This window comes from Kitasatospora sp. NPDC048298 (genome assembly GCF_043201465.1).
Lineage (GTDB): Bacteria > Actinomycetota > Actinomycetes > Streptomycetales > Streptomycetaceae > Kitasatospora.
On sequence record NZ_JBICYZ010000080.1, the window covers coordinates 19,941 to 46,634 of the forward strand.

A 26,694-nucleotide genomic window follows, 5' to 3' on the forward strand; every position below is an offset into this window, starting at 1 on the left:
CACCGCCGCCCCTGCCACTCCTTCAGCCCGCTGCCGGAACCGGAAGCACCAGGTCATAACCGAAGTTGTCCGAGCCGACCCCGAACATGAGACGGACCGTCAGCGACACCGCACCCGACGGCAGACCTGGCTGTCCCGCCATGCTCCCGACGGTCCGGCGGCCGTCCGGGCTGAGGCCCCGGGCACTGCCGAAGTCGCTGTAATGGTTGCCGAGATCGTCGACGGCCTCCAGCCACATGAACACCGGAGAAGCGGACGGTGAGACGGAGCCCGGCTCGTCGGGCAGCGGTGGCGCAACCGAATAGCTCACGGTGAAGGACTCCGCCGACCTCGACAGCGAGTGGACCGTCAGTTCGTGGCGGCCGGACAGGACGGAGATCCGCAGCACCGACTTCTTCCCTCTGTTGCTCATGCCCTCTGTCTCTCCGGTGGTCAGGCGCTGCCGGCCGCGGGACCTGGCAGCGATGTAGCGGTCGCCCTGGTGGGCATACGAGTTCTCCTGGGCCGGGTTCCGTCCCGGCTCCACGCTCAGCGCGTCAGGATCCGGGCGGTGCTTGGAAGCCGCGGAGCCAGCGGCGTTGGTCCAGCGGGTACGGGTGGACGGCGAAGCCCCCGGGCGACTCCCGGAAGCCGGGCAGTTCGCGGTAGTGCTCAATGCGAGCCTCGGCGAGGGCGCGGGTGGTGTAGAAGCCGAGGACCTTGACGTCGTCCTCGTTGTCTGCCCAGTACAGGGGCTCGCCGTCCTCGAAGAGGTCGGGCACGGCCGGGTCCTGCCGCCAGCGCCTGTTCCACCAGGTCCGCCATCACACTCACGTCCTCACCTTCCGACGGCTCCTTGACCACCGATCACCGCAGCACCCGTGCAGGGCGCGGAAGGGCCCCTCAACAGGACGGCTGCCCGAGGAACACCATGCCGAGACCGGACAGGGTCGTCAGCGTCGCCAGCAGCGCGGCGGTCAGCGCGCCGCCCCGGGACTCGGAGCGGCGGACCACGACCCAGGACACCACCAGTGCCAGCAGGCCGAGAACTCCAAGACCCGCCGCGCCGAATCCTGCCACGACGCGCCCCGACCCCTTCCCCCAGCACGGCTGCTCCCGGTTGAACAGGCACCAGGACGCCACCGTGTCCAGGCCCAGGACGGCGGTCGCGACCACGGGCGCGGCCGACCGCCACCGCGCCGGGACTCCGGCGGACTTCTCGTTCACGTGGGCTCCTTCGAAGGCGTTCGGCAGGACGCCCCGGCGGGGCATCGTACGAGCCAGGGCGTCCTGCGTCGGTCACCGCGTCAATGGCCGCGCACAGCGGAGCTTGGCGGAGGAAAGGTGAGGATTCGATGAGGCGGGCCGACGGTCTCGTCATCACCCGTTGGCGGCCGTACGGTCGGCCCATGACATCTCCTCCGCTCATCCACCAGCGCTGGCCGGAGGTGGCCGTCACGCTTCCCCACCTGTCGCTGGGCGAGGCCCCGACGCCGGTGCGCCCGCTGACCGGCCTCGGTTGCCGGTCCGAAGTGTGGCTCAAGGACGAGAGCGGCTACGGCAACGGGGGCTGGGGCGGGAACAAGGTCCGCAAGCTGGAGTGGCTGCTGCCCGAGATCCTCCACGGCCGCCCTCGGACCGTCCTGACCGTCGGCGGCCTCGGCACCAACTGGGGCCTGGCCGCCGCGCTCTACGCCCGGCAGCATGGCCTCGACGTCGCGCTCGCGCTGATCGACCACCCGGTCGACGACCACGTCCGCGCCCAACTCCGGCGGCTGCGCGACTCCGGAGCCACCCTGCACTTCGCCCACACCAAAGTGCGACTGCTGCTGACCGCGCCCTGGCTGTTCGCCCGGCACACCCGTGGCCTGGCCCTCCCCCGCTACCTGCCGCCCGGCGGGTCCTCGCCGCTCGGCACGCTCGGGTACGTCGAGTGCGCACTCGAACTGGCCGAACAGGTGGCCCAGGGGCTGCTGCCCGAGCCTGGCTGGGTCGTGACGGCGGTGGGCTCCGGCGGCACCGCCGCCGGACTGGCCCTGGGACTGCGGCTGGCCGGCCTGCGGACCCGGGTCCTGGGCATCGTGGTCAACGACACCCTTCACCTCGACAGCGCAACACTCATCCACCTTGCCGCCAAGTCCCAGTCGCTGCTGCGGAATCGGGGCGCCCGACCGCCGCGCGTACAACTCGGCGAGGGCGACGTCGTCGCCGAGCGCGGCTGGCTCGGACCCGGCTACGCGCACCCGACCGCGCGCGCTCGGGTGGCACGCGACCGGGCCGCGTCCGAGGCCGGCCTGGACCTGGAACTCACCTACACCGCCAAGGCGCTCGCCGCGCTGCTCGACCTCGACGCGGCCGGGCGCTTCGCCGACGGACCCGTGCTGTTCCTCAACACCTTCGGCCCCAGGTGACCTGCATCGCCGGCGCGTTGAAGGGACAGACGCTACGACGCCTTGGTGACGTCGAGGGTCGTCAGGTCCCGGTCCGGGGCGGGCAGGCCGAGAGCGGTGACGTCGGCCCGGGTCTGCGGGGTGATCGTCAGCCCCCACGCGGTGAAGAAGTCGAGCAGGTTCCGCCCCGAGACGCGCGAGGCGTTCAGGATGAAGAACTGCTGGGCGTCGCTCGCCTTCTCCTCCCTGCGGGTCAGCTTGTGCAGGTCGGGGTAGAAGCGGTCGCCGAACGCCAGGCGGAGCTGCTCGAACATGGTCAGTTGGACGAAGGGGTCCGCGTCCGGAGCGTTGAAGTCCTTCTTGGCCGCCGGAGCCGCCAGGAACGTGCGGACCGCGTCGGGGGCGCCGTCCTCGGCGAGCCGGGTCGGCCGGGCGGCGTCGCGTTGCACGGCGAGGCTGTAGATGTTGACGGTCACCTCGGTGACGGCCTCCCAGAGCCAGGACGACTGCTGGTGCATGTGGCCGAACTCGTGCCAGATGCCCCAGCTCTTCGTCAGCTGCTCGGCGTTCAGCGCTTCATCGATCGCGTCGGAGGGGTAGGCGACCCGGTCGTCCTAGGCGTTGGGGTTGATGCCCGCCTTGGCCTCCGAGACGAAGTAGCGCAGCGGGCTGCGCCGGTCGCGGGGGTCGTGCCCGTCCAGTCCGCTGATCGCGTCCTCCACGGCGAGGATGCGTTCGTAGGTGTTCAGCAGTGCGTCGGGGTCCTGGCCGGCATTGCGGCGGGCCGAGTCGAGGTGGACGGTGAGCACGACGTGCTCGCCGACCAGCTGGGCCACCGGGACGTCCGTCGCCTCGGCGAGCCGCGTGCGCCAGTCGGCGGCCGGGGAGCGACCCAGGACGTGGTACGGAACGGGACGGGCGGCCGAACCGAAGTGCAGGGTGATCGTGGGCACTTCGTCCCGGTCGTCGTTGGTGTACCGGACGTACAGCATCCCGCCCGCGTCGTCGCTCACGGTGGCCGTGACGTCCGGCAGGGGACGGGCGCGCGGCTTCTCCTCCTCGCCCTGGTCGGTCCCGTCGAGGCCGTAGGTCCCGATCAGCAGCTCGGGCACCGGCGCGCCCGAGGGGCGGGCGATGCCGACGGTGACGGGGGTGTGGGGCGGCAGGTAGAGGCCGGTCGGCTGGACGTCGGCCGCATGGAAGTCCGTGGCCAGCCGCTTCTGCTCCGCCGCCGCGGACGGCGTGGCGGAGAGCGTGATGTCCCGGACGGACGGCGGTGAGGTCGAGGGAGGCGGCGTCGGGCCCGGAGGTGTGTCGGCGCTGCACCCCGTGCTCAGCATGGTGGCGGCCAGCAGGCCTACCACCGGGACGAGGCCGAGAGTTCGGGGTCTCCTGGGGTGCTGCACCATCCTGGTCGCGCTCTCCATTTCGTGTCGGGTGATCCGGCACGTCGCCTGCCGGTCGGTGTGCCTGCGGGGCCCGGGGGATCGTCGGGCCCCGCAGGGGTCAGTGGCTACCGGTCAGCTGCCGGTCAGCTGCGGGTCAGCCGGCCGGCTGGTCCGGCGGGGTGCCGCTGCCGGTGCTCCGCTGGGCGATCAGCCATTCGCGGTGGAAGAGCGGGAACGTCAGGTCCTTCTCGAAGGCGGATCCCAGGAACGGAATGCGTGCCGCCAGCGAGCCGTTGACGTCGAGCCCGCCGTAGAGGGAGGCCTGGCCGTCGATCTTCGGCGGCGCACCGGAGGTGTCGACGCTGATGCCGCCGTTCACCGTGCCCCGCAGGTAGGGCTCGATGCCGGCCTTGATGCCGACGGTGTCGTAGAGGAACACCCCGGCGTCGGCGAGCAGGCCGGTGCGCACCTGCGCGTTGCCGGTGAGCTTGGCGCTGACCGGGGTGACGTTGGTGGTGCCGGGGTCGGTGGTGGTGCTCCAGCCGGTGTCCTTGGTGTAGTCGGCGTGGATGCCCCAGGCGCCGTCGACGGCCTGTTCGGTGTCGATGGTGATGTCGCCGTCGGCGGAGACCTGTGCGGTGAGGGTGAGCTCCAGGGTGAGCGCGACCGGCAGTTGGCCGACCAGCACGACCGGGTGGGCGGAGAGCTTGGCGAGCGGCACCTTGACCGGGGTCAGGCCGGCGTGGAGGCCTGCGGTGACGTGCCAGTCGGCGTGCGCGCCGAGGTCGAAGCCCACGTTGATGTGCTGGGGGATGAGGCCGAACTTCGCGCCCTGGTAGTCGAGGTCGACCACGGGCTTGAGCTCGATGGTGCCGTCGACGTCGACTGTGGGCTTGGTGGTTACGGCCCCGCCGGCCCAGCTCTGGTCGGGCAGCGGGACGGAGGCGTGCGCCTTCAACTGGAGTGCGGCCGCGGCGGAACCGCTGCCGCCTGCGTTGTCGCCGGCGAAGGAGACGTCCAGGCCGTTGACCAGCGGCTGGACCTGGATGTTGTGCGGGTCGAGGACGGTACGGCCGGCGGCCTTGACCCGGCCCAGCAGCTCGGTGAGCGCGGCCGGGCGGGTGCTGACCGCGACCTTGCCGTCGCCGGTCGGACGGACGTCGGTGACCTTGACCAGGGCCCCGTGCGGTGCGGCGTCGGTCGGCGGGCTGTCGATCAGCTGGCCCGGCTGGACGCTCGCCGTGGCGGCGGCCGCGGCGCCGGGATCGGCGGTGGCGTTCCCGGTGGGCGCGAGGACGGCCTGACCGCTCTGCTGGTCGTAGGAGTCCAGCTTGAGGTCCGGGGTGGCGGCCTTGGCGGGCGCGCCGGAGTCGGACGGGGTCGCCAGCGCGACGTTCGGCGCGTCGGTGGCGGCCGCCACGGCGACCGGCAGCGTCGTCGTGGCGGGATCGGTCGGCTCGGCTGCCGACGCGGCCGGGGTGATGGCGCCGACCGCGAGCACGGCGGATGCCGCGAGCGCGGACAGCGCGATGGTGCGAGTGGACAAGTGGAAAGTCCCCCAGGGTTGTTGGGCGATCGGGAGACGCCGGCCAGGCCGACGATCCCGATCTTCTGACTGGATGCGTCAGAAGAATGAGGTCAGCAACTCGCCCCGGGCTGCACGGGCTTGAGGTCCACGAGGTAGCCGTCCACGGCGTCACTCACGCAGGCGTTGCTGCGCCCGTACGCGGTGTGGCCCAGGCCCTTGTAGGTGAGCAGCATGCCGCCGGGGAGCTGGGAGGCGAGGCTCTGGGCGTCCTTGTACGGGGTCGCCGCGTCGCCGGTGGTGCCGACCACGAGGACGGGCGGCAGGCCGTCGGCCTTCACCCGGTGGGGCTGCAGCGGCCCGGTGGGCCAGTTGCGGCAGTTGAGGTCGGCGAGCACCGTGGAGGCGCCGAACGCTCCCGACTCCTGGTAGGCGCGGTCGAGGACCTGCCAGTACGCCTGCGGGTCCTTGGGGTGGGGGTTGTCGAGGCAGTTGACGGCCATCAGGGCGTCGCCGCTGTTGTCGCGCGGCGTCGCGTCGGCGGCGGGGGCGGCGGTAGGAGTGCCCGGATCGTTCGCGGCGGGCGAGGAGCTCGAATCGCCGGAGCCGTTGTCCTGGAGGTTCTGGCCGTGGTCGGCGATGTCTGCGAGTTTGGTGCCGTCGCCCTTGCGCGCGGCGGTCAGGCCCTCGGAGAGGTCCTGCCACTGGGCTTCCGGCGTGTACATCGACGCGGTGATGGCGCTGTGCAGCGTGTTCTCGTCGAGCCGCCGGTCGCTGCCCTTGATGCGCAGCGGGTGGCGCGCCGTCTTCGCGAAGAGGTCGGATATGAGCGTGCGGATGCCGTCCGGCGTGGCCGCCGGGCAACCCTGTTGGACAACCTTGGCGCAGTTGTCGGCGTAGTCGTCGACGGCCTTGCGGAAGGCCCGGCCCCCGCTCAGCGCCTCCTCGGACCAGTCGAGGGCAGGATCCATCGCGCCGTCGAGGACCAGGGCGCGCACCCGCTGCGGGAACTGTTCGGCGTAGATCGTGCCGAGGTAGGTGCCGTAGGACCAGCCGACGTAGCTGAGCTTGTCGTCGCCGAGGGCGGCGCGCAGCACGTCCAGGTCGCGGGCGGCGTCGAGGGTTCCGATGTGCGGGAGGATGTCGCCGCTGCGGGCCTGGCAGGCGGCGGCGGTGCGGTCGGCGTCCGCGAGGGCGGCCTGGCGTTCGGCGTCGGTGCGCGGGTAGAGCGGCTGTGGCGCGTCGCCGTCGCCCTGGTCGGGTGCGTCGTCGGGGGGCGTGCAGTCGACGGCGGGCTTGCTGCCCGCGACACCGCGCGGGTCGAAGCTGACGATGTCGAAGTGCGCCCTGGCCCCCTTCGTGAAGGAGTCGACACCGCCGTCCTTCAGCTGGGCCACGCCGGAGGCACCCGGGCCGCCCGGGTTGAAGACCAGCGAACCGATGCGCTGGTCCGGCATCGCGGTGGCTGCCTTGACCACGGGAAGCACGAAGGTCTTCCCGTTCTCCGGGTGTGCGTAGTCCATGGGGACGGTCAGCGTGGCGCACTTCAGCTCGCCGCACGCCGCCCAGTCGAGCTTCTGCCGGTAGAAGGCTTGCAGCGTCGGCTGGGCGGAGGCCTCGGCTGTCACCGTCGCCTGCGCTGCGGTCGGTGTGCCCGGGGTGCAGGCGGCAAGCGGGACGGCGCCCAGGACGGCCAGCGCCAGGGCGAGGGCGGCGCGGCGCTCGGGGGTGCGGCGCGGCGCCCTCGCGCCTGGGGTCCGGGGAGTGCGGCCGAGGCGCCGGCGGACCGGACCTGCCGCTGCGGGATCATTGCCGAACAAGCCCTCCTCCGTGTGCGTGGTGCCCTTGCTCCGGAGAAAACGCTGCACTGCTCGGTCCCATCCCACGTCGCTGTCGGGTACGTCGCAGGAGCATGGCTGGGGGACCATGAGGTTTTGATGAGGCCGGCGGGACTATCCTTGACCACTGTGCGCGTATTGGTTGTAGAGGACAACGATGATCTGCGGTTCGCCGTGACGGCGGCCCTGCGCGGCGACGGTCTCGCCGTCGACGAGGCGGCCGATCTACCAGCCGCCGACGCGGCCCTGTTCGTCACCGACTACGACTGCGCCGTCTTCGACCGGATGCTGCCCTCCGGCGACTCCCTCGACCACGTCCGGGAACTGCGCCGCTCCGGCCGCACCGTGCCGGTCCTCTTCCTCACCGCCCGCGACCGGGTCGCCGACCGCGTCGAGGGGTTCGCCGCGGGCGGCGACGACTACCTGGTCAAGCCGTTCGCCGTCCCCGAGCTCATCGCCCGGGTCCGCAACCTGTGCCGCCGGGCGGGTACCGTCACCCCGCCCGTCCACCGCCTGGCCGACCTGGAGATCGACACCGCCCGCCGCCAGGTACGCCGCGGCGGCGTGCTCCTGCTCCTCACCTCCAAGGAGTTCGCCGTCCTGGAACTGCTGGCGACCCGCGTCGACCAGGCGGTGCCCCGGGCCGAACTGATCGAGAAGTGCTGGGACGAGATGGCCGAACCCAACTCCAACGTCGTCGACGTCCTCGTCTCCCAGCTGCGCCGCAAGCTCGGCGACCCGCCCCTGATCCACACCGTCCGGGGCGTCGGCTACCGACTGGCGCCCGCCGAGGACAGACGATGAAGGCACTCCTCCACCGGCTCCGGAAGGCGCCCCGGCGGACACCGGCGGAGAACCGGGCCCGAAGACTGCGCTGGCGCCTCACCGCGCTGTACGCGCTCACCAGCGCCATCGGCCTGGTCGCCCTGGCGGCCTTCGCCGTCCACAACGACGACGTCTCCCGACGCCACCAGACCGACGACGCCCTCAAGCTGCAGGCCACCCAGACCATCGCCGAACTCGCCTACGACGACAACGGCCAGCTCGACACCCGCAACCTGCCCGACTTCGTCGACACCTCCTGCCCGCCGGTCACCGTCCTGTCCGGGACCGGCGACAGCCTCAGGACCGTCTACACCCCGCGCCAACCCTGCGTGCACGTCCGGGACGCCGACATCCGCGCAGCGGCCCACGCAGCAGTGTCGGACGACAGCGTCGCCAAGACCGACGCCCGGACCGACAACGGACACCCGCTCCGCCTCCTCGCCCAGGTCTTCACCGGCCCCGACGACAAGGGCACCGGCGGCGCCGTCGTCGTGGCCACCGACACCACCACCGACCAGGACGCCCACCGCGACCTGACCCTCCTGCTGACCGCCGGCTGCGCCGTCGCGCTGGCGCTCTCCGCCCTCGCCGGCCACCTCCTCTCCGGCCGCGCCATCCGGCCCACCGTGACCGCCGTGCACCAGCACGAGGCCTTCCTCGCCGACGCCGCCCACGACCTGCGCACCCCCGCCGCCTCACTGCGCCTGCTCGCCGAAACCGCGCTGCGCGACGACGCCGCCCGCACGGAGGCACTCAAGCGCACCGTCAGCCTGGCCACCCGCATGGGCGACCTCGTCGACGGCCTGCTCACCCGCGCCCGCCTCACCGCCGGCGTCACCACCCTCGCCACCGAGCCGCTGCGCCTCGACCAGCTCGTCGAAGCCGTCGTCGACGACACCCACACCGGCGAGAACGTCATCACCCTCCGCACCGAGCCCACCGTCGTCAACGCCGACCCCGACCTGCTCCGCCGAGCCGTCACCAACCTGCTCGCCAACGCCCTCACCCACGGCCACGCCCCCGGCCAACCCGCCGAGATCGAACTCACCGTCACCCACGACGGCACCCTCACCGTCGACGACGCCGGACCCGGAGTACCGCCCCACCTGGCCGACTCACTGTTCCAGCGCTTCCGCAGCGGCTCCGACTCCACCGGCACCGGCCTCGGCCTGTCCATCACCGCCTGGATCGCCCGCGCCCACGACGGCTCCCTCACCGTCACCACCAGCGCCCGCGGCGGCGCCCGCTTCACCCTGACGCTCCCGGCGAAGCGACGCCCCTGACCACGGGCAGCAGAACGGTTCGGACACCACCCCGCTCCTCACGGAAACCTCAGGTTCCCCCAGGCACCCTGCCCGGAACACCGAAAGGGGAGCCCCGTGAAGTCCGCCATCCGCGAGCGCTGTGCCATTGCCCTGCTCGCCACCGCCGTCGTCTGCACTTTCCTCGTAGGGCTCAGCTCGGCCACCCCGGAGCCCGGGTCGGCCCACCGCGGCCGGACGGTCGGGGCAACCGCCGACCAGCTGCGGCCGTTCCACTCGGTGCTGCGGCGGCACTACGCGGCCGGCACGTTCGTACTCAAGGGCTTGCGGATGCGACCAGTGGCGGTGGTTCTCACTCGCGGCGCCCGCTGACCCTTGCGCCAACCGGTGGTTCGTCAGAACCGCAGCGCGGCGGGGCCGCTCCAAGGTCTTGCCCTGCCCGCTGACCAGCACGACCGCGCGGCGCTGAACAGCCTCTCCCTGCGCGAGCGCTGGCGCCGCTGATACCTACCGACGTTCAGAGGAGCACCATGAGCAGACCATTCGGCCCGCTGTCCTACACCTGCGAGGAGAGCGCTGCGGAGCACGAGGCCACGGCCGCCACCCGGACCGGCACGCGGCGCCTGAAATCGATGGCCCTGGCCGCGCGGGACTGGACCGATGCCGAGTTCCACGAGCGGGCACTGGCCCTGCTCGACGAAGTGGCCGCGGTCCGCCCCACCTTCCGGAAGCTGAAGTGGGCACTCCCGGAGTACGCGTCCGCCCTGTTCACCGCGGGCCGGACGGAGGAGGCCTGGGCCGCGGTCGAGGCCGCCGAGAAGCACGCGCGCAAGGCGGGCGGCTCCGACGCCTACGAGGACCTCGCCGACTGCCTGGCCGCGGCCGGCCACCCCGAGCGGGCCGCCGGCTACTACACGGCGGCGCTGGAGCTGCTGCTGCTGCACGGTGACGACCCGAACCCCGCCCGGCCCGGTGGCTGGCCCCGGACAGGGCCGATCCCCCGGATCCGTGCGGCCCGCCACCGCCAGCGCGAACTGCTCGGCCCGTCCCGGGGGGACGACCGGTCGGCCCGGGTCGGGGCCTGCCTCGACGCCGTCCGAAGCGCCCGCGAGGGTCACCCGCCCGGCGACCGCACGGCGCGCTCGGCCGCGGAGCCGGCCCATCGCGAGCTGATCGCGAACCTGGCCGCCACGGTCGAGGTCACCGATCCGACCGACCCGTCCGCCCCGGGCACCCCGACTCACCTGGTACTCAAGCTCCCCGAGAAGCGCGACGAGTGGCGGCTGGCGCTGTCCGCGAGCGGCCCCTTCGCCATGCTACTGCGGGTGACCACGGCCGCTCCCCGCAGGTTCCGCCGGCTCCGGGTCGAGCCGGTCGAGCCCGCGGCCACCGACACCGAGCGGGCGATCCTGGACACCGTCCTGGAGTCCGGCCGCACGATGGTCCGGGCCGAGGACGCCGAGGCCGCGGTGACCTGGTCCGGCCCGCTCGGCGAGCCGGTCGACGGCCCGCTCTACCAGGCGCTGTTCGGCACGCTCCCGGGCACCGGCAGCGGCCTCCCGTGGCGCTGGAAGTCTGTGCCGCCGAGCTGAGCAGCCGACTGGGTCAGCGCGGATCCTCGCCGCCGACCAGCCGGAACCCCGCCCCGCGCACGGTGTGGATCAGTGGCGGGTTGCCGAGCTTGCGGCGCACCTGGGACATCACGACGTCGACCACGTTGGACTGCGGCTCGGCCCCGCCCTCCCAGCACCGCTCGGTCAGCTCCGCCCGCGTCACCACCTGGTCCGCCCGGAGCACCAGGACCTCCAGCACCGCGTACTCCTTCGCGGTCAGCAGCCGCAGCACGCCACCCCGGCGCACCTCACGGCGCGCGGTGTCGACGGCGAGGTCGGCGACCCGATACGAGGGCAGCCGCACACTCCCGGCCCGCCGGCACAGACTCCGTACCCGGGCCACCAGTTCGGGCGCGGCGAACGGCTTCACCAGGTAGTCGTCGCCACCCGCGTCGAACCCCTCCAGCCGGTCGGCGATCCCGTCGAGCACGGTGAGGAGGAGCACGGGCACCGCGTCGCCGCGCTGCCGCAGCCTCTGCACGAGGTCGACGGCGTCGCCGGCGGGCAACAGCCGGTCGAGGACCACGCAGTCGTACCTGACACCCCGCAGCGCCTCGGCCGCCGCCGGGAGGTCGGTGGCCTCGTCGACCGCGAAGCCGTCCCAGCGCAGCGCGGCCGCAGCGGCGAACCGCAGATCGTCATCGTCCTCCACCATCAGTACACGCACGGCGGCCAACGATAGCCGCCTTCCTCCTCCGGTCAACTCCGCCCCGGGCAAGGCCGGTTCGGCTTTCGGCCAGGGGCAGGCGACCTCATCAGATCCTCATGATCGGCCCGCCATGCTCTTCGTCGACACCCCACGTCAACTTCCGGCCCTCGGGCTGGCACGGGTGGCGGCCCACCGCAGCGCGCTCCCCTTCCTCCGGTTCGAGGAACTCGACCCGGCGCACCCCGTGAAGGTGCAACCAGACTCGGTCTGGAGGCGCACGACTGCTGTTTTGTGGGATCAGCCGTCGCTTGCACCCGCCCTCCCGACCGTCCGGCACAGCCGCCGCAGGGGCGCGGCAGCTGTGTCCCGGCCAGGTGGCAGGTGGCGGCGGCCCAAGCAACCGCCCCCTGCCACCGGCCGGCCCCGCCACCAGCCGCCTTCGGCCGCGGCACCTGGCCCGTCAACCCGCACGACCCTCGACGGGGAAAGTGCCGACCAGGGCTGATCCCACCCCGCCACTCACCGACCGGTGCCGGTCCCCCGCGCGCACGTCCGAACGCGGAAGCTCCTCGTGCCTTGGCGCGGTGGGTCACTGCGCGGTCCGGCCTCCGTGCACGCCCAGCGCCTGGCCGGTGACGTGGGAGGCCTCGTCCAAGGAGAGCCGGAGCACGGCGTCGGCGACCTCGCCTCGAACCTCGTGGATCGCCGGGGACCGGTCCGACGGGTTCAGGGCACAGTACTCGTCGTGACATGGCCGCCGCCCGGACGTTGGCAGGTCGCGGGGTCCGGTTCGGGGACCGGTTCGCATTGGTACTCGCGATCGGCGGCGTCCTGGCTGAGGTACCGGCCGGAGCACTGGTGGTCGCCGTGCCCGGCGCAGTAGGCGAGTGCCTCGTAGCCGTCCGTGAAGGTGCCGGGTGCGCGGACGATCCAGTAGCCCGAGGGCAGCGACTCCCAGTTGTCGGAATCGACCAGCGTGGCGCCGGGTATCCGCCGCTGAAGCTCAGCGAGTTGCCGGTCACGCTCGGCGGGGTCAGTGGTGTGCGGGATCTCGGCCAGCTGGGCGATCCAGCTGCCGGGCTCGGCGCTCGCTGTTCCCTCCTCGGCGCTCGGCGCTGCGGAGTCTGGGCTTCGATGGGTGCCACCGCCGAGCCACGGCAGGGTGACTGCCGCGACGGTGGCGACGGCCGCCGCGAGCACGAGGGGAAGCCGACTGCGCCCGCGGCGGGTCGGTGCGGCGAGCGGGGCAGGGGCGGTGCCCGCGTCCGGAGCGGCCTCGTGCGGGAGCACCCGTCCCGCCAGGGTGGGCGCGTCGAGCCGGCGGAGCACTTCGGTGACGGCCTCGCTCCCTGCGACGGCCTCGCCCTCGGCCACGGCGGAGAGTCGCCGTTCGAGCGTGGCGGCGTCCGGACGGAGCCCGGCCTCCTTGACCAGCAGGGCCTCGATCACGGGGGCGAGCGGTCCGCCGTGGGCGGGTACGGGCAGCGGCTGGTCGCAGACGGCGACCATCGTCTGCCACACCGAGTCGCGCCGTGTCGGATTCTCGCCCTCGACGCACACGTAGAGCAGCATGCCCAGGGACCACAGGTCGGAGGCCGGCCCGCCCGCCTGGCCCCGGATCCGTTCCGGGGCCATGTACTCCGGCGAGCCGATGATGTCGCCGGGAGCGGTGAGGGTCTGCGAACCGTCGACGACGGCGATCCCGAAATCCGTCAGCACGGCCGCGCCGTCCGGACGGATGATCACGTTCCCCGGTTTGACGTCCCGGTGGAGGATGCCCGCCGCGTGCGCGGCCCGGAGGGCGCCGAGCACGTCCAAGCCGATCCGGGCCGCCTGCACGGGAGGGAGAGGGCCGTCTGCGAGGACTTCGTGCAGGGGGCGGCCGGTGACCAGCTCCATCACCAGCCAGGGGAAGGGCTGGTGGTCGAGCACCTCGTGGACGGTGACGGCCCTGACGTGGTTGACCCTGGCCAGGGCCCGGGCCTCGCGCAGCACCCGCTCCCGAATGCGGTCCGCGTGGCCCGGGTCGGCGGAGCCGAGCGCCCGCATCTCCTTGAGGGCGACCTCGCGCTCCAGCATCAGGTCACGGGCCCGCCAGACTGTTCCCATGCCGCCGACGCCGAGCCGCTCCAGGAGCTCGAAACGCCCGGCGACCCACTCGCCGACGGCGTACGCCCGTTCCTCAGCCATCCAGCTACCCCTGTCCCGGTGCCCTCCTCGGGACCGGACGGCGGTTCCGGACGCGAGGACACACGCGCCCTGTTCGTCGCTTGCAGTTCGAAACGCCGCGGCCGGGATGTCGGCCCCGGCCAGTCGTACGGCAGCCGCCGGGAGCGGAGGCCCCCTCCCCTCCCGCGGCTCGGGCACCGTAGCCACCCCAACGTGAGGTTCTGATGAGGGCAGTCGTCCCATCGCGGACGCCTCTGAGCGCGCCTCTCGGCGGGAACCCTGGATGGTCTCCTTCATCAGAGCCTCATGATCCGCCCGCCATACTCCTACGACGCACGACCGGTTCGATGACTCGACCGCAGCCCGGAGGAGAGCCCGCATGCACAACCGACCGACCCGCTTCCGACGACCCGCCGCAGCGCGCCGCCTCGGCCTGGCGAGCGGGCTCGGTGCCATGGCCATCGCTTTGGTCGGCGCGGGCACGGCGGCCGCCGACGAGGGACACACACCGGGCACATACACCTACTACACCTTCCCGAAGGGCACCGGCTCCCTGCACGACGTCAGTTGGACCACCACCCCGGCCTACGACCCCGGCTACACCGCCGAGATCTTTTGGAGCCACCAGTTCGACTTCGACAACCAGCACACCGCCTACATCGGCATGCAGAGCAACGGCGGCTCCCCGCGCAAGATCCTCTTCTCGGTCTGGGACACCACGGAGTCGAAGCCGGGCAGCCCCGGCAGCGGATGCAAGCCCTTCGGCGGCGAGGGCACCGGTCAGCAATGCTCGGCTTCCCTGGACTGGCAGGCGGGCCACACCTACCAGTTCAAGGTCGCAGCCGTCACCGGCGGATGGTTCGACGCGACCGTCACCGACCAGACCACCGGCACCACCATCGACCTGGGCAGCATCAAGACCAAGGCCACCGGCATCTCCCCCGACAACATGGTCGACTGGACCGAGTACTTCGAGTGGAACGACGCTCGCTCCACCTGCTACGACCAGCCGAACTCAGCCGTCGCCTTCGGCCTGCCGACCGGCAACGCGGGCACCGTCACCGCCGCGGCCACCTCCACCGAACTGCGCGACTTCTGCAAGCCCCAGGCCAAGGCCGAGCTGACCGCGCAAGGCAGCACGCACCGCAACGCCATCGGCAACAGCGCCCGCGGCCCGCTACAGAACGGCCGCACCTGCCTCACCGCCCAGGGCACCCCCGCCGACGGCACCAAGCTCACGATGTCCAACTGCACGCCCACCACCGACCGCGCCTGGGTCCTTGCCCCCGACCAGACTCTGCGCCTGCCCTCCAACTACTGCCTCACCGAACAGAGTTCCACCACCGCCGTGCGCGACTGCGCCGGCGCCGCCGACGACGGCAAGGTCACCGACCCCGCCAAGCAGTGGACCTACGACGCCACGGCGAGAACCCTGCGGAACAAGAAGTCCGGGCAGTGCCTCACCGCCACCCCCGACGGCACACCCGCCACCCGGCCCTGCACGCCAGGAAGCACGGACCAGACATGGAGCGTCCCCACCCGCGACGGCGCCCCCACGAACGACGCCCCCGCAAACGGCACCCCGCCGACGGCGCCCTCCCCCACCACCACGCCGCACAGCCCCCACCCGGCCACCCCCACGGCCACCCGACACAGCGACACCCTCCCACTCCTCCTGGGCGGCACAGCCGTGCTCCTCGCGGGAACCGCCACCGCCCTCGCCGTCTTCCACCGCCGCAACCGTGCTCGACGGACCCGCGGCTGACCCCGCCCCTGGAGCCGACCTGTCCGCGAACCGCTCATGGGCTCCTCGCCGTCAGGCGTTCAGCCGACTGAGGCTGAAGTCCCCTCAGCAGGGCAAGCGAACCGGACTCGAAAACGTGCCGGACGCCCCGTCCAACCGCTCACCGAACAGAGAAGAACGCTCGTGACCAGTCACAGCCGCAGGGCCGCTCGCGCGGCGGCGGGCACGGTCGCCCACCTGACCGCGGTCGTGCGCAGCCGACGTGCCCATGAGCAGCGGGCCGTCCGGGCAGGAGCCGCTCGGCCTCCCTCGCCGGGATGGGCTTGCGTCGCCTCAGCCGTCTCCACGGCAGTGGCCGCCATGCAGCGGGTCACAGCACCGTCCACCTGCCGACCCGGCTGCCACCGGTGCTTGTCGATCAGGGACAGCTGGACCAGGCGCTGACCGCGATGGTGAGGTCCGCGTGGCGGACCGGGGGCCGGACGTGGCCTGCGAGGCGAAGCCCTGGCTGCTCGCGGACGCGCAGCTCAGGAGGCGGCCTGCAAGCCGTGGTTCGGCAGCTGAAGGCGTCCGGCAGCGGCCGGATCACTCTCGAGGACAACCCCGCGGGGGGACTCGTCCTCGTGCTCGCGCTCCCGGTGGCCACCCACGGATGACACCCGCAGCCGGTCGGCAAGACGGTGCGGCAAAGAGGATCCGACGCCCCGGATACCCGACCACAGCCGTCGTCCGGCCGGGTGAGCAGAGGCGGAGGACCGTGCCCGCTGAAGGCACCTCAGGCTACCGCCCGCGCCGCGAGCGCTTCGCCCAGCTCGTCCGCGAAACCGCCGCCCGCCACCACGACCGGCTCATCTGACCGCCTCTGCCCGGACACTGCGGCAACCCGATGCCCAACCACCTGCGGATCTCCTTTGCGGCTGATCAAGGGAGATCCGCAGGTCAGCGATCTTTTCATGAGCGGGTGGTCGCGTGGTGGTCGCCCCGCGAGCGCAGACTGGGAGCGGAACATCCCGCGCGCCCGACCCTTCGAGGCGATCACCATGCACTGCTCCCCCACCCCCACCGGCAACCGAGATCGGGGACGCGTCTACCGGCGCTGCGGCTGCCGCGACGACCACCGCCGCCGACAAGCCCTCGCTGTCGCGGGCTTGTCGGCGATCGCCGATTCCCTCCGTACCAACCCCGCCAGCGCCGGACTCCACCGGCTCGCCGACGACGACCGCCATGCCGTCGACCATCTACGAACAGGCCCCGCTCAATCGGCCCGAGCGCGTTGCCGCCGGTCCTGACGGTCGGTGAGACGGGCGAGAGTCCCCTCGCGGCAGGGAACTCCTGTCGCTAGGCGGAGGATCCGCAGATGGACGCGGAGTTGGAGCGGGTCACCAGCGCGCCTGGCGCGGGCGGGATGCTGTTGGTGCCGCACCGCAAGCAGGGCATGAGCCAGGACGCGCTGCCCGAGAACTACCCGAAGGTCCTGCAGACCGTGGGCGCGATGCCACGGCACGTGCAGCACGGGCGATATCACGCGGCACGGCAACAACGGCTCCGGCGCTCAGCGCAGCGCCGCTGCGAGCGGCATCGTCAGCCTGCCAAGCGGCGGCGCCGACGGCAACAGAGGCCCTGGAGGTGCCAGCCCGTCCGGCAACGGCCATGCCGGTGACGCCGGCGGGACCGGGTATCTCGTCGTCTGGTGGTAACTGCACATCCCGCGAGTTCTCCGAGCCCCGCTGGGACTGACGCTCGGCGACCGAACAGAATGCAGCCGTGCTGCCGCTCATCAGGCGGCAGCGTCGGTCAGATCGGGCAGCGACTCGGGGCCCTGCACGGCGGCGACGCTACCGGCCCGAACCGGGCCACCGCCGCGTCTTCCCGACAAGATCCGCAGGCAGTGGCGATCACGCCAGGCGCCACCGAGGTCACCCGCCTGCTCGGCGAACCCGAGGCAGCCCTCCCCACCGGCGCCCCGGCCACCAGCCTCACTCCCGGTGATCGCGTTCCAAACCGTGGCGCGCAGCGTTCGGCAGCGTCAGTCGCCACTCCAGGCGTCAATTGTCCGGCACACAGAGGAAATGAATGAGGGCTTCAGGCCGCCGCCGTCCGGCCTGCCGCCCTCATTCTTCACCACCCCGAAATCGACTCTGCACGCCTCCGATAATCGCCACGGAATCGACATCCCCTTCCCTTGTGCGCTTTCCAAGGGGATCACCGCAGCTCGCAGGCCCAGATGGTCGCCAGATTCGCCTCCCCGACGCCATGATCCACCCCCTGCCGCGCCAGTCCAGCCCGCGGTGAAGCTGGGCCCAGCCCGATCACACAAGGAGTCGATTTCCGTGAACCTGACCGATCCTGCGCGCGGACGCGTCTACCGGCGCTGCGGGTGCCGGGACACCAACGGCCGCCAGTACGGCGCACGCTGCCCGAAACTGAACGCATCGCCCGACCACGGCAGTTGGGCCTACGCCGTGGACCTGGCCTCATCGTCCGGCAAGCGTGAGACCCGGCGTCGCGGCGGCTTCTCCGACCAGAGCGCAGCCCTCACCGCACTACAGAACTTCCTGGTGGCCGAGCGCACCGGCGTCACAGCGAACGAGACCCTCACCGTCGCCGACTACCTGAGGGAGTGGCTGCTCTCCAAGCAGGAAATCCTCAAGGCCACGACCTACGCCGGCTACCACCGCCACGTCCACCACGACCTCATACCGGCCTTCGGCCCACTCCCCCTGGCCGGCCTGCGCGACCGGCACGTCACCACCTGGTCCCAGCAACAGCTTGCCGCCGGCCGCGGACGCCCCACCGTCCACCGCTGCTGCGCCATCCTCTCCAGCGCCATGAACACCGCCGTCAGCGCCGACCTGCTGGCCCGCAACCCCGCCCGCAACGCCGCCCTGAAGCGCCCCGCCGCACCCGAGCGCCTCTGCTGGACACCCCAGCAGGCCTCCGCCTTCCTCCACCACAACGCCGAGACCTACAACGACGCCTACGCCGACATCTTCGAGGTCATCCTCGGCACCGGCATGCGCCGCGGCGAAGTCCTGGGCCTGCACTGGCCCGACATCCATCTCCAGCAGCGGATCCTGTTCGTGCGCTGGACCCTGGCCTCGGTGAACAACGCCCGCCTGCACCTGCAAGCGCCCAAGACCCGCGCCAGCCGCAACTGGGTCAGCCTCTCCCCCCGCGTCACCGCCGCCCTGCGCCGACAAACCGTCCGCCACCGCGGCACACACCCAGGCCAACCCCACCCGCAGGGCCTGGTCTTCACCCGCCCCGACGGCAAGCCCATCAACCCCGAGCGCCTCCTGCACGCACTGCGCCGGCGCTCAGCCGAGATCGGCCTGCCCAAGATCGGCCTTCACGACCTGCGACACACCGCCGCCACCATCATGATCAGCTCGCAGGTGCCGCTCGCCATCGTCTCCAAGACCCTACGGCACTCCACCCTGGCCACCACCGTCAACATCTACGGCCACCTGCTCCCCCAGGCCGCCCGCGAAGCCGTCACCGCCCTCGCTGACGCACTCGACCACGCAGACCTCCCGCGCGAGATCAACTGACTAGCCGTCAGCCCACGCGATCACCCGCACTCACGTCAGCCGCAAACCGCCAGGTCAGAGCACCGGACGCGACCACCCTGCGACCACGCGCGCCCCGGAAACGAGTGAGAGCGGCTACTTGGTTTCCCAAGTAGCCGCTCTCACAACCGACTTCACAGTCGGGACGACAGGATTTGAACCTGCGACCCCTTGACCCCCAGTCAAGGGGTTCAACTATTGTCGGCAGCCGAGGCCTCCAGGCCTCGGCTTTCTCGTTGCTCAACTACGCTGAAAACATGAGAAGTTGATGCGCTTCATGGAGATCCACGGTCGACAGGACCCGAACCCACGCGATACCCAGTCGCGTTCAAATTCGTACATAGATGTCCGTAAACGCCCACGGGCGCTCATGGGCGCCCACCAGGTGCGGTCCCAAACTGGTCCCCAAATGGTCCCCAGACCCCCGAAGCTGCCTTCGTCACCGCCAGTAACAGCAATCTGTCGACGCGTCAGCAGGGGCCTTCGCTCGACCACCGCAGCCCTCCGCGAGTCGCCCCTGGCCAGGTGGGGTGCCTCGGGCGGATCACGGTCGCTTACCCACCGGCTACGGATCGTGACCTTCCGGACGGTGTGTCGCCTGGCGCGTGTCGTCGCCGTCTGGTTCTGACGTGCTTCACGCACCGCACGATGCGCTCTGCCGCCACACCTCACACAGCAGCCACTCTTGCCCCAGAGTCACCAGGCAATCCGGGAGAAGGGGAAGCTCATGGGACAGCGTGCGCAGCGGGGCAGGGTGTACCGGCGGTGCGGGTGCCGGGACGCGCGGGAGGCAGTTGGGGGCGTGGTGTGTGCGGTTGTTGGAGGAGGCGGGGCACGGGTCGTGGACGTACTGCGTCGACCTGGCGCCGGCGGACGGCCGGCGTCGTACCCGGCGCCGCGGCGGGTTCGCGACGGAGGCCGAGGCTGTGCAGGAGTTGGCTGCAGTGCTGGAGGGTGAGCTGGGCGGGGCGTACGAGGAGCGTCGTACGACCGTGGCGGAGTACCTGCGGGAGTGGCTGGCGGCGCGGAAGGAGGAGCTCACTGTGAACACGTACGCCGGCTACAGGGCCTATGTGGAGAGGGATCTGGTGCCGGCGTTCGGGCGTTGCCGGTTGCTGGATCTGCGGCCGAAGCAGATCGAGGACTGGGTGGCCGCTCAGCGCAGGGCCGGCAGGGGCCGGGTCACGCTGTACCGGGTGGTCTCGACGCTGCGCAACGCGCTGAACCACGCGGTGCGCTCCTGGCGGCTGAAGTTCAACCCGGCCAAACATTGCGTGCCGCCCAAGCCCCGCGCCGAGGAACGCACCTGCTGGACACCGGTGCAGGCTGCGGCGTTTCTGCGGCACAACGCCGATCAGTACGCGGACCAGCTGGCCGACCTGTTCGAGGTTCTGCTCGGAACCGGTATGCGCCGCGGTGAGGTCCTGGCCCTGCACTGGTCGGACGTCCACCTCATGGACCGCAAGCTGTTCGTCCGCTGGACGTTGTCCGCCGTGGACAACGGCGACCTCCACTTCAACCAGCCCAAGACCGAGGCCAGCCGCGCCTGGATCAGCCTCTCCCCCAGAGTCGTGACCGCCCTCCACCGCCAAGCCGCCCTCCAGACGGCCGCCGCCCAGGAGGCCGGCTGGAGGGCCTGGTCTTCGCCAACTCGGACGGAGCTCCCCTGTGGCCCCAGTGGGTGCTCGACCAGCTCCGCAAACGCACCGCCGAACTCGGACTCCCCCGGATCGGCCTGCACGACCTGCGCCACACCGCCGCCAGCATCATGATCGCCGAAGGCATCCCCATCGCCATCGTCTCCAAGACCCTGCGCCACGCCACCCTCGCCACCACCATCAACCTCTACGGCCACCTCTTCAAGGACTCCGCCGACCAGGCCGTCAAGGCTCTCTCCACCGCACTCGACCACGCCGACGCCCACCACGTCGTTGACGGCCCCACCCGCGCACTGCGGTTCGCCGCGTAGACGATCACAGCCTTGCCCGTCATCGGTCAAAGGCAGCGGGTATCCGCTGGTGGCCCCTGTCCTCGTCCTTCCGAGCCACCCTCGAGCACTGGAGACAGCGTGACGCCGACCACCGCCGCATCTGGGACCGCGCGCGCCGAGACGGAGGAGCCCACCGTCCTTCTGCCGAAAGGCGACTGTCCCGGCGGTGACATCGAGCACGCAGCTCTCAAGGCCGGAATCCTCACCGACCCCGAGGACGGCGGCCCGTGCGTCTGGATCGACCTCGGCGATACCGGCATGAGCAGTAGCTACATGCGCGATGCCGACCGGGTCAGAAAGTTCGCCTCGGATCTCCGCATCTTCGCCACCGAGGTCGACACAATCGCAGCCGAACTCGACGAACTCCAGCCGTAGGCGGACACGCCAGCATCGCCACGGTGCCTTGGGGCAGCAGTCGGTCGAAGGCGGTGCAGGGCTAGCCGGCTTGGGCGGACCTGGCTCGGAGCAGCAGCTCCCGGACAATCCGGCGCCACCGGCGAGAGTCCTCGCTGTAGGAGCGGTCGTCACCGGCGGGGTCCCACTTCTCAAGTTCCAGGAGCTGCTCCACCAGCTGGCTGAGGCGGCCCGGATCGTACCCGCCCCAGCCGGGGTCCAATTGCTGCGCGATGTCGTGGAGTCGGTGGGCGGCACGGTAGTGGGCGAGCTGGGTGTCCGTCAGGCGGCGGATCGCATAGCCGCCGCATTTGCTGCACCAGTCGAACTTCGTGTCACCGAGCAGGTCGGCGATGGTGAGCAGGTCGTCGTCTGCAGCGACTCCGCGTTCGCGGACATGGGAGCAGAACGGCGAGTGCCCCTTGCCCTGGTAGCGGGGGTCGGCGTTGACCGCGTAGACCTCGACCTGCACGAGGAGGCCCAGCGGGATGCCGCTACCGCTGCGCTTCCAGGTGCTGTCGTCGGGTGCTTCGAACGGTTCGAGGTCCAAGTCCTGGCTGTGGGCGAGGAGTCCGTGCCACACCGCGCTGGGGAGGCTGCGCGAACGCCCGGCCCGGTCGTACCCGGAGTCCAGACTGCGTAGGTCGGGCACGCCGCGGGCCACCGCGAGCAGCCTCAGGTTGGACTCCCGCGCCCAGGGTTTGTCGCCGAACACCAGCCAGGCGGCGTGCTCGGCGCCAACGGCCAGGCCCAGCCGCTCGCCGAACAGCGGATCGTCGGCCTCGCACATCCGTTCCCGCCACATGGCGGAGGGCTCCTGGGGACGATGGCCGATGGCCTCGGACCAGGGCACGATCAGTGCCGCGGGCAGGTCGGCGGAGCTGGCGACGAGGACACCATGCCAGCCACGGGCCGCACGCCGCTCCAGTTCCTTGAAGGGCAGGACCTCCGTCCCGGCGTCGGTGGAGAACACGGTGTACAGCTGGTCCTCGGCGCCGGGCGCGGTGCTGAGCAGCCGCAGGTGCTCTGCGGTGAGGGGGCGGCGCTGGTGCACGGGGGTGTCGTCGAAGACCCCCGGCCTCAGAGGACCCGCTTCGTCGGCAACCGTTGGGGCGCCGGGAGGCTCGGGCTCGCACCGCACGAGCGCGGTGCGGGTCAGGAGTTGGTCGACGATCAGCTGGGGTGCGCGGAAAGTGAGCCTGCGCTGGCCCCAGTCGGCGCTGCTCAGGTAAGTGAGCAGGACGCCAATCGTCCAGTTGTCGAGGCCGCCCAGCAGCGTCCGCTCACGCTGCTGCGAGTAGGGGTCCTCATCCCGGAGTTCCTGCAGGTGTGCAGTCAGCGTCACCGTCACACCCGGGTCCGAGGTACGGGCGACCCGGCGTGCTTCCTCCTCCCAGGAAAGCAGCAGCCGGTCTGCCGCACGGCAGGCTTCGTCGTACCCCTTGCGCCGTGAATTGATTCCCCCGATGGCCTGATACGTGACCAGGTGGTCGCCCGGCAGTCCCCATGCGTCCGTTGCTGATCCCTGCCAGCGGGACCACATCGACCGCAGCCGGCTGGCGATCTCCTTGCGGTCGCCGATGGCGCTGAATGCGTCGTCTTCTGTGGGGAGTTCGGGCATTTCCAGGCTCGCGGCCGCCGCTGCTTCCACCAGTGCGGCCGCTTCGACGAACAGTCCCGCTCGTTCGCGCAGCGCCTGGAGGTACTCCTCCTTCAGTGCCGCCTTCGGCCGCGCCCAGTCGGTGAGCCAGGGGAACTTCGCGACGACGCTCTCGGCGAGGTGAAGGCTGTCCGCGGCGTCACGCCACTTGGACAGCGCCCGGTCCCGCAGGTGCTCCGCGTCGTCGCGGGCATCCCTGTCCTCGCCGTAGGTCTCGTTCTCCTCGGAAACCGGCTCGGCGCGCAGAACCTCTGCGGCGTCCTCGGCTTCCTCCTGCGTCACCTCGTCGTCCGGATCCGCCTCCGTGTACTCCTGCAGTTGGGAGAGCAGCCCGTGGTAGCCGCCGAGCGCGCGCAGGAAGAGGCCGACACCGCTGTCCGGACGGTCCCAGTCCCCGTGATGTGCGCAGGCGGAGCACATCCGGGCGATCGTCGCGGCGTTCAGCGGCGCTTCGGAGGCCACCGCTCCGTCCGCGCGAAGCCGGGGGCATCGCAGGTGTGCGTGCAGCTTGGAGGCTTTGCCCTTCGCCGCGAAGACAGGGACGAGATGGCCGTCGAACGGGCCGAGCGGAATGTCAGCAGTCAGCACAGAGTCGCGCACGTAACTCCCCTATCAGTCTCGACCGGTGAGCATATCCGGCAGCTCGGACACCGGCCCCGCGAGCGCCTGTTCCGGGCGAACTGCACCACAGCGGGAGCGCGTCCGTGGCACTCCAGCACGCTCGCTCCGAAGAGAAGCCGATCCAGCATCGCGCGTCGTCCGGCTCCTGCTCCTCGTCGCCTCGAGATCGATGGGCTCGGTAGGCAGTAGGGGCGGCGAGCGCCTTCGACCTCCTGCTGCTCCTCAATCTCATCGGGATCGGGAGCAGCCGCTCAGCAGGCCGGCCGGGATGAGGCTCATGGACGGATCTACGGACCGGGATCTGTCGGCCCTTCAGCAGGCACCGCCGCGCGCACCCGGAAGCTGCTGCGTCGACGGCGCTGGTCGCCTCGCGGGGCTGGCGTCTGTGGGCGGATCACGGTCGCTTACCCACTGGCTACGGATAGTGATCTTCCGGACGGTGTGTCGTCTTGAGCGTGTCTTCGCGGTCTGGTTCTGAGTGCTTCGCGCACCGCCCAACGCGCTCTGCCGCCACACCCGACACAGCAGCCACTCTTGCCTCAGATTCACCAGGCAGTCCGGGAGAAGGGGAAGCTCATGGGACAGCGTGCGCAGCGGGGCAGGGTGTACCGGCGGTGTGGGTGCAAGGACGGGCACGGGAGGCAGTTGGGTGCGTGGTGTGTGCGGTTGCTGGAGGAGGCGGAGCACGGGTCGTGGACGTACTGCGTCGACCTGGCACCGGCGGACGGCAGGCGGCGTACCCGGCGGCGGGGCGGGTTCGCGACGGAGGCCGAGGCCGCGCAGGAGTTGGCGGCGGTGCTGGAGGGCGAGCTGAATGGGGCGTACGAGGTGCGTCGTACGACCGTGGCGGATTTCCTGCGGGAGTGGCTGGCGGCGAGGAAGGAGGAGCTCACGGTGAACACCTACGCCGGCTACAAGGCGTACGTGGAGAGGGACCTGATCCCCGCGTTCGGGCGGTGCCGGCTGCTGGACCTGCGGCCGAAGCAGATCGAGGACTGGATGGCCGCGCAGCGCAAGGCCGGCCGGGGCCGGGTCACGCTGTACCGGGTGGTCTCGACGCTGCGCAACGCGCTGAACCACGCGGTGCGGTCGTGGCGGCTGAAGTTCAACCCGGCCGAGCACTGCGTGCCGCCCAAGCCCCGCGCGGACGAGCGGACCTGCTGGACTCCGAAGGAGGCCGCGGCGTTCCTGCGGCACAACGCGGAGCAGTATGCGGACCAGCTGGCCGACTTGTTCGAGGTGATGCTCGGTACCGGCATGCGCCGCGGTGAGGTCCTGGCCCTGCACTGGCCGGACGTCCACCTCATGGACCGCAAGCTGTTCGTCCGCTGGACCCTGTCCGCCGTGGACAACGGCGACCTCCACTTCAACCAGCCCAAGACCGAGGCCAGCCGCGCCTGGATCAGCCTCTCCCCCAGGGTCATGGCCGCCCTCCACCGCCAGGCCGCCATCCAGATGGCCGCCCACCCCGAGGGCCGGCTGGAGGGTTTGGTCTTCGCCCACGCGGACGGCTCGCCCCTGCGGCCCCAGTGGGTCCTCGACCAGCTCCGCAAACGCACCGTCGAACTCGGCCTGCCCCGGATCGGGCTGCACGACCTGCGACACACGGCTGCCAGCATCATGATCGCCGAGGGCATCCCCATCGCGATCGTCTCCAAGACCCTGCGCCACGCCACCCTGGCGACCACGATCAACCTCTACGGCCACCTCTTCAAGGACTCCGCCGACCAGGCCGTCAACGCCCTCGCCCGAGCCCTCGACCAAGCCCAGACAGGCCAACTCCGAGCCCTCCCCCGTGGTGACGACGACTTGCCACTGGCGGCGTAGCGGACGGCCACGCGGTCGGGGCTCGTTCTTCCGTCCGGCCGGTGGCCGCATCCGGTGTGCAATCTGTGGGGCCTCAGCAGCGTGCGACAGTGTGGTTGTGGACGATCAGCGTGCCGGTCGCTAATCGTCCACACCGCGCCTGGCGAGCGTTCGCTCCGGAGTACGGCGGCGGAAGGTTGCAGGTCTGTGCTGAAGGTCGCGAACGATCTCCAGCCACTTCCACGGCTCAGGGGCATCCCAGTACTTCTCGCCGATCGGGCGCCAGTCGGACGGCTCGCTGAGCTGTCTCTCCAGGGCTCACCAGTCGGTCCTGCCCGGTACGCTGCGGTTCGGGTCGAGCGTCCGGGCGAGTTGTGGAGGCGGTGGGCCACCCGGTAGTAGGAGAGTTGGCCGTCGGTGAGCCGTCGTACTTGCTGCACCAGTCGAAGTTGTCACGGGCGAGCAGGTCCGCGACGGTCAGCAGGTCGTCGACCCGGTGACGCCGCGTTCACCGGCGTGCGTGCAGAAGGCAAAGTGGCCCTTACGCTGCCAGCCCGGTTCGGCATCCGTCGTGTAGACATGCATATCGGTCAGGACGCCAAGTGGGATTCCGCTGCCTCTGTGGGCGGCTGCCGCCGGTCGATGCGCAGGTCGTCAAACGAAAGCGCAGCTCCGTCTCTTGGGGCACTTCTCGTCCACATGCGCTCAGCGTTGTCCACCGGTGTCAGGGAATTCGTTCCGTGGGAGTGCCACCTGTCAGGCGCTTCGGCTGGCCTCGGCACTGGCTGTTCTGTCGTCGTCTTCGCCGAGTACGTCGAGAAGCGGGCTTCCCCACGTGGCCCAGCGCTCCAGGTCTTCTCCCCACAGCAGGTGGATGTCGTGCTTATGGGCAAGCTCGCGAGCGGGCTTCGTGAAAGTGCCGTTGGTGAGAATCACGGCGATGTCGGCTCCGTGTTCAGGGCGGGCCGTGCCGTTGACGGTCTGGACCACGTCCGAACCGCACGGTCGCCTTCGGCCCGCTTTGTGCTTGTGTTTGCACTGGATGACGATCTTGCGGCCGTCCGGGGCAAGCGCGATCACATCGGCGCCAAGGTCGCCTGCCCTGCCGCGACCTTGCATCACCAACAGGCCGTCTCGTCGGGCGAGTTCGGCGACCGCCCGCTCGAACTCGACAGGGGTGATTTCATCGGGTCATATGGGCACCACGTCTTCGGCAGGAGTCGGCCCCATGGTTGGGCTGTTCGTGACGCCGATGTACCTGATCGTGCTCAAG

The 26,694-nt window shown here is 71.1% G+C and carries 21 protein-coding genes and 2 pseudogenes; 13 read left to right on the plus strand and 10 right to left on the minus strand.

Annotated features, from left to right (window positions below):
* Positions 1–22: 22 nt before the first annotated feature.
* From ACGF0D_RS37685 to ACGF0D_RS37695, 3 genes are all read right to left on the minus strand, one after another.
* Positions 23–388: a hypothetical protein gene (locus ACGF0D_RS37685; RefSeq protein WP_392924264.1), complete on the minus strand. Its 366-nt coding sequence runs from the start codon at positions 386–388 to the stop codon at positions 23–25.
* Positions 389–536: 148 nt separating this feature from the next.
* Positions 537–761 (minus strand): hypothetical protein, encoded by a 225-nt coding sequence (locus tag ACGF0D_RS37690; RefSeq protein WP_392924267.1) that lies wholly within the window; start codon positions 759–761, stop codon positions 537–539.
* Between the two features lie 121 nt (positions 762–882).
* Complete coding sequence (locus ACGF0D_RS37695; RefSeq protein WP_392924270.1) at positions 883–1,206, minus strand: hypothetical protein; 324 nt, start codon at positions 1,204–1,206, stop codon at positions 883–885.
* Between the two features lie 182 nt (positions 1,207–1,388).
* Between ACGF0D_RS37695 and ACGF0D_RS37700 the strand changes: the two genes are divergently transcribed.
* Positions 1,389–2,390, plus strand: a complete 1,002-nt coding sequence (locus ACGF0D_RS37700; RefSeq protein WP_392924271.1) for a pyridoxal-phosphate dependent enzyme — start codon at positions 1,389–1,391, stop codon at positions 2,388–2,390.
* Positions 2,391–2,422: 32 nt separating this feature from the next.
* Here the strand turns inward: ACGF0D_RS37700 and ACGF0D_RS37705 are convergent.
* The 3 genes and pseudogenes from ACGF0D_RS37705 to ACGF0D_RS37715 form a co-directional block, all read right to left on the minus strand.
* Positions 2,423–3,796: pseudogene (locus ACGF0D_RS37705) on the minus strand (M60 family metallopeptidase).
* 115 nt (positions 3,797–3,911) lie between these two features.
* Positions 3,912–5,303, minus strand: a complete 1,392-nt coding sequence (locus ACGF0D_RS37710; protein WP_392924273.1) for a hypothetical protein — start codon at positions 5,301–5,303, stop codon at positions 3,912–3,914.
* Positions 5,304–5,395: 92 nt separating this feature from the next.
* On the minus strand, positions 5,396–7,102 hold the full coding sequence (locus ACGF0D_RS37715; RefSeq protein ID WP_392924275.1) for an alpha/beta hydrolase: 1,707 nt from the start codon (positions 7,100–7,102) through the stop codon (positions 5,396–5,398).
* A 147-nt stretch (positions 7,103–7,249) separates the two neighbouring features.
* Between ACGF0D_RS37715 and ACGF0D_RS37720 the strand changes: the two genes are divergently transcribed.
* The 4 genes from ACGF0D_RS37720 to ACGF0D_RS37735 all read left to right on the plus strand — a co-directional run bounded on the left by ACGF0D_RS37720 (position 7,250) and on the right by ACGF0D_RS37735 (position 10,799).
* Positions 7,250–7,924: a response regulator transcription factor gene (locus tag ACGF0D_RS37720; protein ID WP_392924277.1), complete on the plus strand. Its 675-nt coding sequence runs from the start codon at positions 7,250–7,252 to the stop codon at positions 7,922–7,924.
* Positions 7,921–9,228 carry a sensor histidine kinase gene (locus ACGF0D_RS37725; RefSeq protein ID WP_392924280.1) on the plus strand — a complete coding sequence of 436 codons (1,308 nt, stop codon included), beginning with the start codon at positions 7,921–7,923 and terminating at the stop codon, positions 9,226–9,228. Before ACGF0D_RS37720 ends, ACGF0D_RS37725 begins: the two co-directional genes overlap by 4 nt.
* Positions 9,229–9,324: 96 nt before the next feature.
* On the plus strand, positions 9,325–9,579 hold the full coding sequence (locus ACGF0D_RS37730; protein ID WP_392924283.1) for a hypothetical protein: 255 nt from the start codon (positions 9,325–9,327) through the stop codon (positions 9,577–9,579).
* Between the two features lie 158 nt (positions 9,580–9,737).
* Positions 9,738–10,799: a hypothetical protein gene (locus ACGF0D_RS37735; RefSeq protein WP_392924286.1), complete on the plus strand. Its 1,062-nt coding sequence runs from the start codon at positions 9,738–9,740 to the stop codon at positions 10,797–10,799.
* Positions 10,800–10,812: 13 nt separating this feature from the next.
* Here the strand turns inward: ACGF0D_RS37735 and ACGF0D_RS37740 are convergent, their stop codons facing one another.
* Entirely contained in the window at positions 10,813–11,487 is a 675-nt protein-coding gene (locus ACGF0D_RS37740) for a response regulator transcription factor (RefSeq protein ID WP_392924289.1), read from the minus strand.
* Between the two features lie 708 nt (positions 11,488–12,195).
* Positions 12,196–13,659, minus strand: a complete 1,464-nt coding sequence (locus ACGF0D_RS37745) for a serine/threonine-protein kinase (protein WP_392924292.1) — start codon at positions 13,657–13,659, stop codon at positions 12,196–12,198.
* 358 nt (positions 13,660–14,017) lie between these two features.
* On the opposite strand from ACGF0D_RS37745, the gene ACGF0D_RS37750 reads away from it, so the two are divergent.
* The 6 genes and pseudogenes from ACGF0D_RS37750 (at position 14,018) to ACGF0D_RS37775 (ending at position 21,316) form a co-directional block, all read left to right on the plus strand.
* Positions 14,018–15,403, plus strand: a complete 1,386-nt coding sequence (locus ACGF0D_RS37750; protein ID WP_392924294.1) for a DUF3472 domain-containing protein — start codon at positions 14,018–14,020, stop codon at positions 15,401–15,403.
* 2,309 nt (positions 15,404–17,712) lie between these two features.
* On the plus strand, positions 17,713–18,933 hold the full coding sequence (locus tag ACGF0D_RS37755) for a tyrosine-type recombinase/integrase (RefSeq protein WP_392924296.1): 1,221 nt from the start codon (positions 17,713–17,715) through the stop codon (positions 18,931–18,933).
* Positions 18,934–19,760: 827 nt separating this feature from the next.
* Positions 19,761–19,886 (plus strand): annotated as a pseudogene (locus ACGF0D_RS37760) (Arm DNA-binding domain-containing protein); the annotation flags it as partial.
* 57 nt (positions 19,887–19,943) lie between these two features.
* Entirely contained in the window at positions 19,944–20,723 is a 780-nt protein-coding gene (gene xerC, locus ACGF0D_RS37765; protein ID WP_392924310.1) for a tyrosine recombinase XerC, read from the plus strand.
* On the plus strand, positions 20,633–20,920 hold the full coding sequence (locus ACGF0D_RS37770) for a tyrosine-type recombinase/integrase (RefSeq protein ID WP_392924299.1): 288 nt from the start codon (positions 20,633–20,635) through the stop codon (positions 20,918–20,920). The genes xerC and ACGF0D_RS37770 overlap by 91 nt, the downstream gene beginning before the upstream one ends.
* 99 nt (positions 20,921–21,019) lie before the next feature.
* Entirely contained in the window at positions 21,020–21,316 is a 297-nt protein-coding gene (locus ACGF0D_RS37775; protein ID WP_392924300.1) for a hypothetical protein, read from the plus strand.
* A 61-nt stretch (positions 21,317–21,377) separates the two neighbouring features.
* Here the strand turns inward: ACGF0D_RS37775 and ACGF0D_RS37780 are convergent, their stop codons facing one another.
* On the minus strand, positions 21,378–23,594 hold the full coding sequence (locus tag ACGF0D_RS37780) for a hypothetical protein (RefSeq protein WP_392924302.1): 2,217 nt from the start codon (positions 23,592–23,594) through the stop codon (positions 21,378–21,380).
* Between the two features lie 681 nt (positions 23,595–24,275).
* Here ACGF0D_RS37780 and ACGF0D_RS37785 point away from each other — a divergent pair.
* On the plus strand, positions 24,276–25,442 hold the full coding sequence (locus ACGF0D_RS37785; RefSeq protein WP_392924305.1) for a tyrosine-type recombinase/integrase: 1,167 nt from the start codon (positions 24,276–24,278) through the stop codon (positions 25,440–25,442).
* Positions 25,443–26,177: 735 nt separating this feature from the next.
* Here ACGF0D_RS37785 and ACGF0D_RS37790 read toward each other — a convergent pair.
* Positions 26,178–26,549 carry a restriction endonuclease gene (locus tag ACGF0D_RS37790; RefSeq protein ID WP_392924313.1) on the minus strand — a complete coding sequence of 124 codons (372 nt, stop codon included), beginning with the start codon at positions 26,547–26,549 and terminating at the stop codon, positions 26,178–26,180.
* On the opposite strand from ACGF0D_RS37790, the gene ACGF0D_RS37795 reads away from it, so the two are divergent.
* The coding region (locus tag ACGF0D_RS37795) for a hypothetical protein (RefSeq protein WP_392924308.1) at positions 26,451–26,694 on the plus strand (244 nt) is incomplete at its 3' end. The genes ACGF0D_RS37790 and ACGF0D_RS37795 overlap by 99 nt on opposite strands.